The 14855-nt window shown below is 48.3% G+C and carries 14 protein-coding genes and 1 tRNA gene; all 15 read right to left on the bottom strand.

The window, feature by feature from the left end:
- Positions 1-99, bottom strand: a 99-nt coding sequence (locus HUU10_15480) for a hypothetical protein (protein ID NUQ83004.1), incomplete at its 3' end; no start/stop codon positions are given.
- A 23-nt stretch (positions 100-122) separates the two neighbouring features.
- Entirely contained in the window at positions 123-2222 is a 2100-nt protein-coding gene (gene fusA / locus HUU10_15475; GenBank protein ID NUQ83003.1) for an elongation factor G, read from the bottom strand.
- 17 nt (positions 2223-2239) lie between these two features.
- Entirely contained in the window at positions 2240-2707 is a 468-nt protein-coding gene (rpsG, locus tag HUU10_15470; GenBank protein NUQ83002.1) for a 30S ribosomal protein S7, read from the bottom strand.
- Between the two features lie 27 nt (positions 2708-2734).
- Positions 2735-3127: a 30S ribosomal protein S12 gene (locus tag HUU10_15465; protein ID NUQ83001.1), complete on the bottom strand. Its 393-nt coding sequence runs from the start codon at positions 3125-3127 to the stop codon at positions 2735-2737.
- A 183-nt stretch (positions 3128-3310) separates the two neighbouring features.
- On the bottom strand, positions 3311-7567 hold the full coding sequence (gene rpoC, locus HUU10_15460) for a DNA-directed RNA polymerase subunit beta' (GenBank protein NUQ83000.1): 4257 nt from the start codon (positions 7565-7567) through the stop codon (positions 3311-3313).
- Between the two features lie 44 nt (positions 7568-7611).
- Positions 7612-11394, bottom strand: a complete 3783-nt coding sequence (gene rpoB / locus HUU10_15455; GenBank protein ID NUQ82999.1) for a DNA-directed RNA polymerase subunit beta — start codon at positions 11392-11394, stop codon at positions 7612-7614.
- Positions 11395-11545: 151 nt separating this feature from the next.
- Positions 11546-11923 (bottom strand): 50S ribosomal protein L7/L12, encoded by a 378-nt coding sequence (gene rplL, locus HUU10_15450; protein ID NUQ82998.1) that lies wholly within the window; start codon positions 11921-11923, stop codon positions 11546-11548.
- Positions 11924-11963: 40 nt separating this feature from the next.
- A complete protein-coding gene (locus tag HUU10_15445; protein NUQ82997.1) occupies positions 11964-12485 on the bottom strand; it encodes a 50S ribosomal protein L10 in 522 nt (173 codons plus the stop codon).
- A gap of 14 nt (positions 12486-12499) precedes the next feature.
- Positions 12500-13192 (bottom strand): 50S ribosomal protein L1, encoded by a 693-nt coding sequence (locus tag HUU10_15440; GenBank protein ID NUQ82996.1) that lies wholly within the window; start codon positions 13190-13192, stop codon positions 12500-12502.
- A gap of 30 nt (positions 13193-13222) precedes the next feature.
- Entirely contained in the window at positions 13223-13648 is a 426-nt protein-coding gene (rplK, locus tag HUU10_15435) for a 50S ribosomal protein L11 (protein NUQ82995.1), read from the bottom strand.
- Between the two features lie 32 nt (positions 13649-13680).
- Positions 13681-14235 (bottom strand): transcription termination/antitermination factor NusG, encoded by a 555-nt coding sequence (gene nusG, locus HUU10_15430; GenBank protein ID NUQ82994.1) that lies wholly within the window; start codon positions 14233-14235, stop codon positions 13681-13683.
- A 17-nt stretch (positions 14236-14252) separates the two neighbouring features.
- Positions 14253-14432, bottom strand: a complete 180-nt coding sequence (gene secE, locus HUU10_15425; GenBank protein ID NUQ82993.1) for a preprotein translocase subunit SecE — start codon at positions 14430-14432, stop codon at positions 14253-14255.
- Positions 14433-14450: 18 nt separating this feature from the next.
- Positions 14451-14523 (bottom strand) — tRNA-Trp (locus tag HUU10_15420).
- Positions 14524-14534: 11 nt separating this feature from the next.
- Positions 14535-14684, bottom strand: a complete 150-nt coding sequence (gene rpmG / locus HUU10_15415; protein NUQ82992.1) for a 50S ribosomal protein L33 — start codon at positions 14682-14684, stop codon at positions 14535-14537.
- A gap of 72 nt (positions 14685-14756) precedes the next feature.
- Positions 14757-14855, bottom strand: a 99-nt coding sequence (locus HUU10_15410; GenBank protein ID NUQ82991.1) for an elongation factor Tu, incomplete at its 5' end; no start/stop codon positions are given.

Genomic DNA, 14855 nt, shown 5'->3' with positions numbered 1-14855 from the left:
GGTGATCGCTGCGGTTAAGGTGGTCTTTCCATGGTCCACGTGACCGATCGTTCCCACGTTAACGTGCGGCTTACTCCGGTCGAATTTCTCTTTTGCCATACTTTCCTCGGTACTTCTAAAAATTAATCAGAATTCTTTTTGTTCATGCCACTTTTTTCGATAATCTGCTCGGTAATGCTCTTCGGCACCTCGGCATAATGATCGAAAGTCATGGTGTAAATGGCCCGGCCCTGTGTCATGGACCGCATAACGGTTGCATATCCGAACATTTCGGAAAGCGGCACCATGGCCTTCACTACCTGAGCATCATTCCGGGAGGAAATTCCCTCGATGCGGCCCCGGCGGGAGTTCAGATCACCCATGATGTCACCCATGTACTCTTCAGGTGTCACGACTTCAACCGAGAAGATCGGTTCAAGGATGACCGGAGTTGCTTTGCGGCAACCTGCCTTAACAGCCATGGATCCGGCAATCTTAAAGGCCATTTCGGAGGAGTCAACCGGGTGGAAGGATCCGTCGAACAGTTTAACTTTCACATCCACAAGCGGATATCCGGCAAGAACTCCGGTTTCCAACCCTTCCTTAACACCTTCTTCGACCGGTTTGATGTACTCACGGGGAACAACACCACCGGTAATGGCATTTTCAAATTCAAAACCTTTGCCGGTCTCATTCGGTTCAACTTCGAGCCAAACGTGTCCGTACTGACCTTTACCACCGGACTGGCGGATAAACTTACCTTCGATCTGAGTTTTGGTTTTGATGGTCTCACGGTAAGCAACCTGTGGTTTACCCACATTTGCATCGACGCGGAACTCACGTTTCAGACGATCGATAATGATTTCGAGATGCAGTTCACCCATTCCAGAGATCAGCGTCTGACCGGTTTCTTCATCGGTGGAAACACGGAAAGTCGGATCTTCATCGGAAAGTTTTCCAAGCGACTCTGACAGTTTTTCGTAATCAGCCTTGGTCTTAGGCTCAATTGCAATCTGAATAACCGGTTCAGGAAACTCCATCCGCTCCAGAACAATCGGATGTGAATCATCACAAATGGTCTCGCCGGTACGGGTTCCCTTCAGTCCTACCACTGCAGCAATATCTCCTGCATAGATGGCTGAAATTTCCTCACGGTGGTTGGCATGCATTTGCAGCAGACGCCCGATCCGTTCCTTTTTACCGGTGGATGAATTCAGCACGTAGCTGCCTGACTGGAGCACGCCGGAATACACACGGATAAAGGTGAGCTTTCCGACGAACGGATCGGTCATGATCTTAAAGGCAAGTGCAGAGAATTTCTCTTCATCTGCCGGTCGACGTTCCAGGTGAATATGAGCATCGTCCACATCGTGACCAGAAACGTTACCAACATCAAGCGGAGAAGGAAGATAATCGACGACGGCATCCAGTAACGCCTGAACCCCTTTGTTCTTAAAGGAAGAGCCGCACAATACCGGCACAATTTTGCCAGCAATCGTGGCCTGGCGGATTACTTTTCTGATTTCTTCTTCACTTAAATCGACGCCCTCGAGGTATTTCTCAAGCAGGGTATCATCCAGCTCAGAAACAGACTCAAACAGATTGGTCCGCCATTTGGCAGCCAGTTCCTTAAAGGAGGAGGGAATCTCCATGATATCGAAAGTCAGGCCATTGGTTTCTTCATGATAGATAATGGCCTTATTGAGAACCAGATCAATGATACCGTTAAAAAGTTCACCCTGACCGATCGGAATCTGAATCGGAACAGCGTTTGAACCGAGGCGTTCGCGGATCATGGAAATCACATTATAATAGTCGGCACCGACACGGTCCATCTTATTTACGTAGGCAATACGGGGAACTCCGTATTTATTGGCCTGACGCCAGACTGTCTCGGACTGAGGCTCAACACCACCAACCGAACAGAAAGTAGCAACGGCACCATCAAGAACCCGCAGAGAGCGTTCCACTTCGACAGTAAAATCCACGTGACCCGGTGTATCAATGATATTAATCCGATGGTCCCGCCAGAAGGCAGTGGTGGCAGCAGAGGTAATGGTAATTCCACGCTCTTTTTCCTGCTCCATCCAGTCCATGGTGGCTGCTCCATCATGAACTTCACCGATTTTATGAACCTTACCTGTGTAGAACAGGATTCGCTCGGTGGTTGTGGTTTTACCGGCATCGATGTGAGCCATGATGCCGATATTGCGGGTTTTATCCAGACTAATCAGTCGCGACATATCAACCTTTATAAAATTTACCAGCGGAAATGGGCAAATGCCTTATTCGCTTCCGCCATCCGGTGAGTATCATCTTTTTTCTTAATCGCCGAACCTTCACCATTGGAGGCAGCGATCAATTCGTTAGCCAGCTTGGAGGCCATGCTTTTATCATTACGTGCCCGGGAGTAGGTCAACAGCCAGCGAATAGCCAAGGCCTGTCTTCTTTCCGAGCGAACTTCGGTCGGGACCTGATAAGTCGCACCGCCGACGCGTCTTGACCGGACTTCAACCAATGGGGAGACATTGGTGACTGCTTTCCGGAACACATCGATGCCAGGCGTTTTTGAACGCTTTTCAATCAACTCCATGGTTTGATAGAAAATGCTCTCCGCAATGGACTTCTTACCCTGCAGCATCAGGGAGTTAATAAATTTGGCAACCAGCACATCTCCGTAAACCGGATCTGGAATGCTATGACGTTTTTCGGCGCGTTTCCGTCTCACTGTAACACCTGTCTGAATCTTAAACTATTATTTTTTAGCGGTAGCGCCGGCTTTCGGACGCTTTGCCCCATATTTTGAGCGACCCTGTTTGCGGTCATTGACACCGGCGGTGTCGAGCGAACCGCGAACGATGTGATAGCGTACACCCGGCAAATCCTTTACCCGGCCGCCGCGGATCAGTACAATGGAGTGCTCCTGCAGGTTATGTCCCTCACCCGGAATGTAGGCAATGACTTCAAAATGATTGGTTAACCGCACTTTGGCGACCTTACGCAATGCTGAATTCGGTTTCTTAGGTGTGGTTGTGTACACACGGGTACAGACTCCACGACGCTGAGGACACTCGGACAATGCCGGTGATGCGGTCTTGTAAACCTTGGAATTCCGGCCTTTTCTGACTAATTGCTGAATCGTTGGCAATGAAGTAACTCCCTTTACATGCCCAGTTTTTGAAAATGAGCAACGAATTTACGAGAAATGAAATACAAAGTCAACCCGACTATGACGGGCATTTTTAACCAATCCGTGGGGATGGGACTGGCAGCAGTTATCGTGGGGTGGATAACAAACCCCTTCCGGTTCAGCGGAAGGGGTATTCAAAAATCAGGAAACCGGTTTATCTCCGGAACCAGCCTCATTGGCTGCTTCCGTTTCGGCTTCAGCAGGTTCTTCCGGTTTCGGACCAAGTGCCAGGCTCTGATAAGCCCGCAAGCCGGTACCAGCCGGAATCAGATGACCAACAATGATATTTTCCTTCAGTCCGAGCAGGTCATCCCGTTTACCGGCAATGGCTGCATCGGTGAGAACCTTTGTGGTTTCCTGGAAGGAAGCAGCCGAGAAGAAGCTTTCTGTGCTGAGCGAGGCAGAGGTAATACCAAGCAATACCGGTTGGGACGTTGCCGGGTGGGCATCACGGTACTGAATCTCGGTTTTACCCTTGCGCTTCATATCAAGGTTCACTTCACGAAGCTTTTTCTTGGTTATCAACTGGCCTTCCAGCAACTTGGAATCACCGGGTTCAAGGACAACCACTTTATCAAGAAGAGCGGCGTTTTCTTCTTCAAGCCGGATCCGGTCGATCTGATCTCCTTCCAGGAACATCGTATCGCCCGGATCTTCGACGTTTACTTTCTGCAACATGGGGCGGACAATGGTTTCAATGTGTTTATCATTGATTTTCACACCCTGTAACCGGTAAACGGCCTGAATTTCGTTAACCAGATATTCCTGAACGGCATTGGGTCCTTTAATCCGAAGAATATCTGCCGGAGAAATGGCACCATCGGTAATCCGGTCGCCCGAGAATACATGATCCCCTTCCTGAAGCAGGATGTGCTTGGAAATCGGAATCAGATATTTGCGCTGTTCTTCGGTTTCCGGTGAAGTAATAATCACTTCACGGGATCCGCGGCGTGTGGTTCCAAAAGAGATGAGACCATCGATTTCGGCGATGGTGGCAGGATCCTGCGGATTCCGGGCCTCAAACAATTCGGTCACCCGAGGCAGACCACCGGTGATATCCTTGGTCTTACTGGATTCACGCGGCATCTTGGCGATAATTTGTCCGGAAATGGCATTCATTCCATCCTGGACAGTCAGGTGAGCACGAACCGGAATGTGGTAGGTTGCCTTCAGGGTATCTCCCTGAAAAATCAGGATAGATGGAGACAAGGTCCGGTCCTTTGAATCGGTAATCACGATTTCGACGTGACCGGTTTGTTCATCTGCTTCTTCCTTGGCAGTGACTCCCATTTTGATATCCTTAAACACCACACGACCATCAAATTCACTGATGATAACTGCGTTGTATGGATCCCACTCAAAAATGGGTTGTTCTTTGACCACCCGGTCATTTTCGTTCACGCGAATCTTGGCACCATACGGTACGGTATAGCGGGTCAGGGTATGACCGACATCATCCTTGATATGGATAACCCCATTCCGGGAAATGGCAATCAGGATTTCCTCTTCACCATTGTCATACAACACCTTGCGGAGGTTTTCGAACTCGATCTTTCCTTCAAACTTGGCTTTAATGAGAGAAGAGTCTGTGATACGGGAAGCAGCACCCCCAATGTGGAAGGTACGAAGCGTCAGCTGTGTACCGGGTTCACCGATAGACTGCGCAGCAATCACCCCGACGGCCTCACCGATTTCAACCAGTTTTCCGGTTGCCAGGTTACGTCCATAACACAAGGCACAGACTCCGCGAGGCATTTCGCAGGTGAGCACCGACCGGATCATGATGCTTTCCAAAGCACTCTGATTGATCTTTTCGGCCAGTTCCTCATCAATGAGGGTTCCTGAAGCGATGAGCAATTCGTTGGTGATCGGATCGTAAACATCATTCAATGCAACACGACCCAGGGCACGGTCAGACAGTGGTTCCACGATGTCTTCACCATCCTTCAGTGCAATGACATTCAGACCATGAACGGTACCGCAGTCATAAGAGGTGATGATTTCATCCTGGGCCACATCGACGAGACGACGGGTAAGGTAACCGGCATCAGCCGTTTTCAGAGCGGTATCGGCCAGACCTTTCCGTGCACCGTGGGTGGAAATAAAGTATTCAAGAACCGACAGCCCCTCATGGAAGTTGGAAATGATCGGGTTTTCGATGATTTCCCCTACTCCACCAGACATGGATTTTTGCGGCTTCTGCATCAGTCCCCGCATACCTGCCAACTGGCGGATCTGATCACGGGATCCACGGGCACCCGAATCGGCCATCATGTAAACCGAGTTAAAACCGTCCCTGTGAACACTCAGTTTATTGAAGAGGGATCCTGCAACCTGATTGGTTGCCCGGCTCCATTCGTCAATAACCTTATTGTAGCGCTCAGAGTTTGTGATGAACCCATTCTGGTATTGTTCTTCAAACTCAAAAACCAGTTTCTGAGTTTTTTCAATGATGGATTCCTTGTCTTCCGGAATGATGATATCATCGAGGGAAATGGAGAGGCCACCCATCATGGCATGACGGAACCCGAGGTCTTTCAGATTATCGAGGAAGTAGGCAGTTTTTAATGCGCCGGCCTTCCTGTACGATTCAGAAATGATCGAAATAACCTTTTTCTTATTGACCACTTCGTTGATGTAGCCCATTTCCTCGGGAAGGATATGGTTGAATAACACACGTCCCGGGGTTGTGGTGATCCGCTGACCCTTGTATCTGAATTGCACGATGGCATGCAGAGATACGACCTTATTGTCGAGAGCAGCAACCACTTCGGGATAGGATGAAAAGGCCATGCCTTCTCCACGGTCGCCTTTTCTGGACTTGGTGATATAATAAATCCCAAGAATGATATCCTGTGATGGAACCAGAATAGGAGCTCCGGAAGCCGGAGACAGAATGTTGTGACTGGACAGCATCAGCAGTTGTGCTTCCAACTGTGCTTCATAGCTCAGAGGAATGTGAACTGCCATCTGGTCACCGTCAAAGTCAGCGTTGAACGCCGTACATACCAGCGGATGCAGCTGGATGGCTTTCCCTTCGATCAGTTTCGGCTGGAAAGCCTGAATTCCCAACCGGTGCAGGGTCGGAGCGCGGTTCAGCAGGATTGGGTGACCATCGATCACCTTTTCCAGAATATCCCATACTTCAGGACCCTTGCGTTCTACCAGTTTTTTAGCAGACTTAACCGTTTTCACGTAGCCGCGCTCGATCAGTTTTCTGATAACAAAGGGTTTAAAGAGTTCAACCCCCATGTCCTTCGGAAGACCGCACTCATGGAGTTTCAGTTCAGGACCGACCACAATAACCGAACGACCGGAATAGTCGACCCGTTTACCGAGCAGGTTCTGACGGAAACGTCCTTGTTTTCCTTTCAACATGTCGCTGAGGGATTTCAGTGCACGGTTTCCATCGGCACGAACCGCATTGGATTTTCTGGAATTATCAAGCAGAGAATCCACGGCCTCCTGAAGCATCCGTTTTTCGTTCCGGAGAATCACTTCGGGAGCCTTGATATCAATCAGACGCTTTAAACGGTTGTTTCTGATGATAACCCTGCGATACAAATCATTCAGGTCGGAGGTAGCAAAACGCCCCCCTTCCAGCGGAACCAGCGGACGAAGTTCGGGCGGAATAACCGGAACCACCTTCATGACCATCCACTCGGGTTTATTTTCCGGTTTGGTGTCAGCCGGACGGAAGGCTTCAACGACTTTAAGTCGCTTCAGGGCTTCGGCTTTCCGCTGAGAGGAAGTTTCAGTCAACGCCTGAGAACGCAGTTCGGCTGCTAGTTTCTCGATATCCACTTCAGCCAACAGGTGTTCAACAGCATCGCCGCCCATTTTGGCAACAAACTTATTCGGGTCATGATCATTCAGATCGAAATTACTTGAAGGAAGGGAGTCCAGTACTTCGAAATATTGCTCTTCGGTCAGCAAGGTATTCTTTGCAACCGAGGAGGCCCCCTGATTTATCACCACGTAATTTTCGTAATAGATCACTTTTTCGAGTTCCTTGGTGGACAACCCGAGAATGTAACCGATTTTGTTTGGAAGCGAGCGGAAATACCAGATATGAACCACTGGAACGGCGAGGGAAATATGTCCCATCCGCTCACGACGGACACTTTTCTGGGTTACTTCCACGCCGCAACGGTCGCAGATAATACCTTTATAGCGGATACGCTTATATTTTCCACAATGGCATTCCCAGTCCTTGATCGGACCAAAAATTTTCTCGCAGAACAAACCGTCTTTCTCAGGTCTGAAGGTCCGGTAATTGATGGTTTCCGGTTTCAGAACTTCACCGTGTGACCGGGACAGAATGGCTTCAGGGGAAGCCAGACTGATGCTGATCTGACGGAAATCTTTCTTAAACTGTTGGGTCGGAGTGTAATTCACTGTTTCATTCTCCAGATCAAAATAAAGTGCCTGTTAGGGTGAGGTTAATCGATATTGACTTCCAGGCCAAGACCCTGAAGTTCCCGTACCAGAACGTTGAAAGATTCTGGTGTGGAAGGATCCGGCAGGTTTTCACCTTTAACAATCGCTTCGTAAACTTTGGAACGTCCGGAAACGTCATCCGACTTCACAGTCAGGATTTCCTGAAGGACATTGGCTGCCCCGTAGGCTTCCAGTGCCCATACTTCCATTTCTCCGAAACGCTGACCACCGAACTGTGCCTTACCACCCAACGGTTGCTGGGTAATGAGTGAATATGGTCCGATAGAGCGTGCGTGAATCTTATCATCAACCAGGTGAGAAAGTTTGAGCATGTACAGAATACCGACGGTGACATCATTATCGAATTTTTCACCTGTACGGCCATCACGAAGCGTGGTTTTGCCGGTGGTTTTAAGACCAGCTTCCTTCATGAAATTCTGAACATCATCAAAAGTGGCTCCGTCAAAAATCGGGGTGGCAAATTTGAGACCCAGTTTTTTTCCGGCCCATCCGAGCGATGTTTCGTAAATCTGACCAAGGTTCATCCGGCTGGGTACGCCCAGCGGATTGAGGATGATATCGACCGGTGTTCCGTCTTCCATAAACGGCATGTCTTCAACAGGAACAATCTTGGATACCACGCCCTTGTTACCGTGACGGCCGGCCATTTTATCGCCCACCGAAAGTTTGCGTTTTTTAGCAACATAGACTTTTGCCAACTGGACAATTCCCGGAGGCAATTCATCACCAACCTGAAGTTTAAACTTCTCACGTTTATGCCAGTCTTCTAGTTCCTCGAGCTTTCTGGTAAAATTGTATACCAGCACATCGAATATTTCATTGGTCGAGGCATCATCGGTGAACCGTGTTTGCAGATCGAGATCGGCAATGGTCATCGGATCACGGAAGTCTTCAGTTTTGATCACGGCACCCTTTTTAACCAGGGTTTCGCCATCTTTCATGTAAATTCCGGATGACTTTTTACCAGTCAGAAGAGCGCCCAGTTTTTCACCCATCTGAACGTACAGATTTCGGGTGCCTTCACTGAACTCGCGTTCAATGGTTTCGAGGCGGTTCTTTTCTTCCTTCTTGGCAATGGCGTCTTTTTTCTTGCGGGAAAAGAGTTTGGTACCGATGACGATACCTTTCAGTCCCGGAGTCGCCTTCAGGGAAGCATCCTTAACATCTCCGGCCTTATCACCAAAGATGGCCCGGAGTAATTTTTCTTCCGGAGTCGGATCTGTTTCACCCTTTGGAGTGATTTTTCCGATGATGATATCACCATCATATACTTCAGCACCTACACGGATGATGCCGTTCTCATCCAGATTCCGCGTTGCCTCTTCAGACACGTTCGGAATTTCACGGGTCAGTTCTTCTTCGCCCCGCTTGGTGTCCCGAACCTGAAGTTCAAACTCTTCGACATGGATGGAAGTAAACACATCTTCAGCAACCAGTCGCTCTGAGATAATGATGGCATCTTCAAAGTTGTATCCTCTCCAGGGCATGAAGGCAACCAAGACATTTCTTCCAAGCGCCAGTTCGCCTTCCTGAGTCGATGAAGAATCGGCCAGGACATCCCCTTTATGGAGTTTTTGCCCGGGTCTAACAATCGGACGCTGATTCACACAGGTATCCTGATTGGTTCTGTGAAATTTCAGCAGACGGTAGCGGGTGATCTGCTCATCGGCAAAGGTCGGATCGAATCCGTTCATGGTCCGGTCATACCGGACATGAATTTCATTGGCATCCACATAAATGACTTCGCCTTCTCCTTCCGCAACCAGAATGGCTTTGGAATCCTTGGCTACTTTCCACTCAAGACCGGTTCCGACAATCGGACTCTCCGGACGCAGAAGCGGTACCGCCTGGCGTTGCATGTTTGATCCCATGAGGGCACGGTTTGCATCATCATGTTCCAGGAATGGAATCAGTGAGGCCGCGGCCGATACAATCTGATTCGGTGCAACATCCATCAGTTCCACTTCATCGGGAGGAAGCACGGGAAAGTCACCCTGTAACCGGCATTTAATACGGTCATTTACAAACTGACCATCTGTTTTCAGAGGGGCATTGGCCTGAGCAATCTTTTTGTCTTCTTCTTCTTCGGCATCCAGATAGATGATTTCCTTCTGAACCTTGCCTTCATTGACCACCCGGTATGGGGTTTCAATAAATCCGAAATCATTGATTTTGGCATAAATACAGAGTGATGAAATCAGACCGATGTTTGGTCCTTCCGGCGTTTCGATCGGACACAGGCGGCCATAATGGGTATAATGGACGTCACGAACTTCGAAGCCGGCCCGATCGCGGGTAAGTCCGCCGGGTCCAAGGGCAGACAGACGACGCTTGTGGGTCAGTTCTGCCAATGGGTTGGTCTGATCCATGAACTGGCTCAGCTGGTTGGTTCCGAAAAAGGCATTAATTACCGACGAAACGGTTCTGGCGTTCACCAGATCCTGAGGCGCAAATGATTCGTTATCCCGGAGGTTCATCCGCTCCTTGATGGTACGCGCCATACGGGCAAGACCCACACTGAACTGTGCTGCAAGCTGTTCACCGACGGTACGGACCCGGCGATTGCCAAGGTGGTCAATATCATCGAGTGACTTATTGTTATTTTTCAGATCAATCAGATAATGAATGATCAGAATAATATCCTCGCGGGTAAGAACTGTTACGTCGATGGGGATATTCAGACCGAGCTTTTTGTTAATCCGATATCGACCCACATCACCGAGATCATACCGTTTCGGGCTGAAGAAAAGTCTTTCAATGACGTTCTTTGCGGTTTCAAGATCAGGCGCATCACCCGAGCGGAGTTGTTTATAGATATGATCCAGTGCCGATTCCTCATTAAAGGTTTTGTCGGCATTGAGTGTATTAACGATCACCCTGAATTCTTCGGCCTTTCCGGCTTTCAGAAACTTGAGTGTATCCACACCGGCCTTTTTCAGCTCATCAATAATTTCTGCAGTAAGGGGTGTTTTCGTATCAAGGATCATTTCACCGGTTTCCTGATCCACCACCTCGGTGATCACCATCCTGTCGATATAATCCTGAATCGATTTTGATTTTACCTTAACCGCTTCAACCAGATGAAACAAGTCATAAATGGACTCATTGGTTGGGTATCCGAGTGCACGCAGAAGTGTGGTGATGTGGAACTTTTTCTTTCTGTCGATGTAGGCAAACATGACATCGTTCACATCGGTGGTGAATTCCACCCATGATCCGCGGAAAGGAATGATACGGGCACTGAAAAGTTTGGTACCATTGGGATGAACCGATTCGCCGAAAAACACACCAGGTGACCGGTGAAGCTGACTAACGATTACCCGCTCGGCACCATTGATAATAAAGGTACCCTTCTCGGTCATATAGGGAAGATTACCGAGATAGACTTCCTGTTCGATTGTATCGATATAATCGGAGCTGTTGCCCGATTCATCTTTTGTTGAAAGACGGAGTTTGGCCTTCAGCGGAACAGCAAAGGTCAAACCGCGCTCGATACATTCGATGACGGAGTATTTTGGTTTATCGATGTAATATTCAACAAACTCGAGAATGTAATTTTCCCGGTTGTCGAAGATGGGAAAGTTTTGCTGGAAGACCCGCTGCAGACCAACATTGTTGCGTTTATCCGGGGGTACTGTATCCTGAATAAATTGTTTGAAGGATTCGACCTGAATACTGAGCAGATCCGGAAATTCAGCAGCCGCTTCAATTTTCGAGAAATTAATCCGGCCCGACTCGGTGCGCTTAAATTGAGAAAGATCCATTATGCCCTTCAGAGTTAAAGTTTCGGACGAAAAGAAATACGAGAGACGGACGTTACGGGCTTAAAATGATAAAAAGCAATAAAAAGCCGACACGTCTGCGCCGACTTTTTATTGCATAAAAGCCCGTAAATAAGTGGTTGTGACGAAGTAATTACTTCAGTTCTACAACAGCACCGGCTTCTTCGAGCTCCTTCTTCAGTTTCATAGCATCATCTTTCGAGATGGCTTCTTTAACTGATTTGGGAGCACCGTCAACCACGTCCTTGGCTTCTTTCAGACCGAGACCGGTAGCTGCACGAACCACTTTGATCACATTGATCTTGTTGGCACCTGCATCTTTGAGGATGACATCAAATTCGGTCTTTTCTTCAGCCGGGGCAGCAGCAGCAGCAGCAGCCGGGGCAGCAGCAACTGCTACAGGAGCAGCGGCAGATACACCAAATTTTTCTTCGAGTGCTTTTACGAGTTCAGCTGCTTCAGAAAGGGTCAGCTTTCCGATTTCTTCAACTAGAGTATTGATAGCGGCCATTGGTTTATTAACTCCTATTTAAAATATCTTTGGTTTAACCTTAATTGTTCTTTTTCGCAACTTCGTTGATGGCGTACATCAGGTTCCGCATCAGGGCCGACATGATACCTACAAGGTTCGTAGCCGGGGCATTGATTGAAGCCATGGCACGGGCAATGAGTTGTTCCTTGGTAGGCAGAGTAGCCAGATATTCCAGCTTATCCCCACTGAACACCTCGCCATCGACATAGGCTGCTTTCAGACTTGGTTTTTCTGATGTTTTCAGAAACTCTCTGATAATCCGTGCCGGGGCAATCGGATCGTTCCGGTCTGCAAAGGCAATTGCAGTGGATTGTTTCAGAGAATCATACAGTTTGTCGTATCCGCCGACTTCCGTCATGGAACGTTTGGCCAGGGTGTTTTTAACCACCATATACTGAATACCAGCCTGACGAAACTTGTTACGGAGATCATTGGAACGCTCAACCGTGAGTCCGGAGAAGTCGGTCAGATAGACGCCGCTGGTGTTTTTCAACTTCGCGGTTACTTCTGCGACAATGAGTGCTTTTTCATCTTTTTTCATGCCGGGTTCTCCAGTTAAGCACCAATCAAGGTACGGTTAATCCGAACACTTGGCCCCATTGTTGAGGAAACGGCTACACTTTTAATGTAGGTTCCTTTGGCTGCGCTCGGTTTCAGGCGGATGACAGTTTGAAGCAGGGCGTTAAAGTTCTCAGTTAATGCTTCGTGAGAAAAGGATTTTTTCCCAATGAGAGCATGAACGATCCCGGCTTTATCAACGCGGAATTCGATTTTTCCGGCTTTCAGTTCCTCAATGGCTGCTTTCACATCCATGGAAACCGTACCAGATTTCGGATTCGGCATTAAACCGCGGGGTCCGAGAACTTTACCCAACTTTCCTACTTCAGCCATTACATCGGGAGTTGCTACGATGACATCGAAATCAAACCAGCCGCCCTTGATCTTTTCCACATATTCAGCCAGACCGACATAATCGGCACCAGCTGCTTTTGCTTCTTCGACCTTGTTCACGTTACAGAGAACGAGAACTTTTGGCGTTTTACCGGTCCCGTTCGGCAAGCGAACGGTGCCCCGGACAACCTGGTCTGCATGCCGAGGATCAACTCCCAAGCGGATTGCAACATCGACTGACTCGTCGAATTTTGCGCTTGGTGTGCTCTTAACTGCAGCGATGGCATCAGAAATGGAAACTTCTCCCACTCCTTCTACCTTTTTAACCGCAGCAAGATAACGTTTACTGCTCTTCATGTGACGCTTTCTGTTTGTTGGATAGGTTTATTAGTCTACGACGGTGACACCCATGCTTTTTGCAGCGCCTTCGATCATGCTCATGGCAGATTCGACTGAGCTGCAATTCAGGTCGGGCATTTTAACTTTTGCGATTTCCCTGATCTGATCACGGGTAATTGAGCCCACTTTCGTACGGTTTGCTTCGGCCGATCCTTTTTCAATCTTGATGGCCTTTTTAATCAGAACAGCAGCCGGAGGGGTCTTTGTGATAAACGTAAAGGATTTATCAGCATAAACCGTGATCACCACCGGAATGATGTAGCCCATTTTATCCTGGGTCTTTGCATTAAACTGCTTACAGAATTCCATGATATTCACACCCTTCTGACCGAGAGCGGGTCCGATAGGAGGAGCCGGGGTTGCCTGTCCGGCGGGAATCTGCAGCTTGATATAGCCGGTAATTTTCTTTGCCATTGTTGTGCCTGTTTTGTTTTAAGTCGGTTTGTTTAAACCAGTGAATCACCTTTGATGGGTTCCACCTGGAAGAAATCCAGTTCCACCGGTGTTTTACGGCCAAAAATCGAGACCATGACTTTGACCTTCATCTTCTCTGGCTGAACTTCCTGAATAATACCTTCAAAGTTGTTGAAAGGACCTTCGTTCACCTTCACATGATCGCCGACCGAGAATGGAACTTCATAAGACTCGGTTTTCTCTGCCTCATCAATTTTTCCAAGAATCCGGCGCACTTCATCCGGGCGAAGCGGAACCGGCTGGTTCTTGTTCCCCAGGAACGACATGACAGAAGGGACGTTTTCGATAAAGTGAATCACTTCCTTTGTCAGGTCGGCTTCGACCAGAATATAACCAGGGAAGAAAGTCTTGGTTTTCGCTTTCTTCTTACCATCCTTCATCTCGAAAACCTTCTCGGATGGAATAAGAACGCGGGCAATTTTCTCGCTGAAATCGAGATGTTTCATCTCGGATTCAATGATGTTCTTCACCTTGTTTTCATGTCCGGAAAATGTCCGGACAATGTACCACTTAAATTCCAAAGGGATATCCCGGCTTTTCTTGTTTAGAAGATTAACTTAAGTAAGTAGCTGAAGGCAGTGTCTACTGCATAGACAGCTGTTCCAAACACCAGGGAAAACACAAGAACGATAACCGTGGATTCACGGAGTTCTTCTGGTGTGGGCCAGGTGACTTTCGACATTTCCGACATGATATCGGTAAAGAAGGTTTTTATTTTATCCATAGCGGTATTAAGAGTTTGCACGACAGGAGGGACTCGAACCCCCAACCTGCGGTTTTGGAGACCGCTGCTCTGCCAATTGAGCCACTGTCGTAGAAAGCCTTCTTATTTGGTTTCCTTGTGTGCGGTGTGCTTGCTGCAGAACCGGCAGAATTTTTTATGCTCAATACGACCACTGTGAAGTTTCTTATTCTTCGTGGTGGAATAGTTTCTGTTTTTACAAACCGAGCATTCGAGCGTGATAATGTCTCTCACAACTGACTCCCTTTAGAAAAAGCAAAAAGAACAGGGCTGCACCCTGTTCTTTATTTGCTGCTTTCCTGTATTTTATTCAATAATCTTACCAACGACACCAGCACCCACGGTACGTCCGCCTTCGCGGATAGCGAAGCGAAGACCTTCTTCCATGGCCACGGTGGTGATCAG

Source organism: Bacteroidota bacterium, assembly GCA_013360915.1.
In the GTDB taxonomy this organism is placed as follows: Bacteria; Bacteroidota; JABWAT01; order JABWAT01; family JABWAT01; genus JABWAT01.
This window is presented reverse-complemented; position numbering and strand designations above follow the sequence as displayed.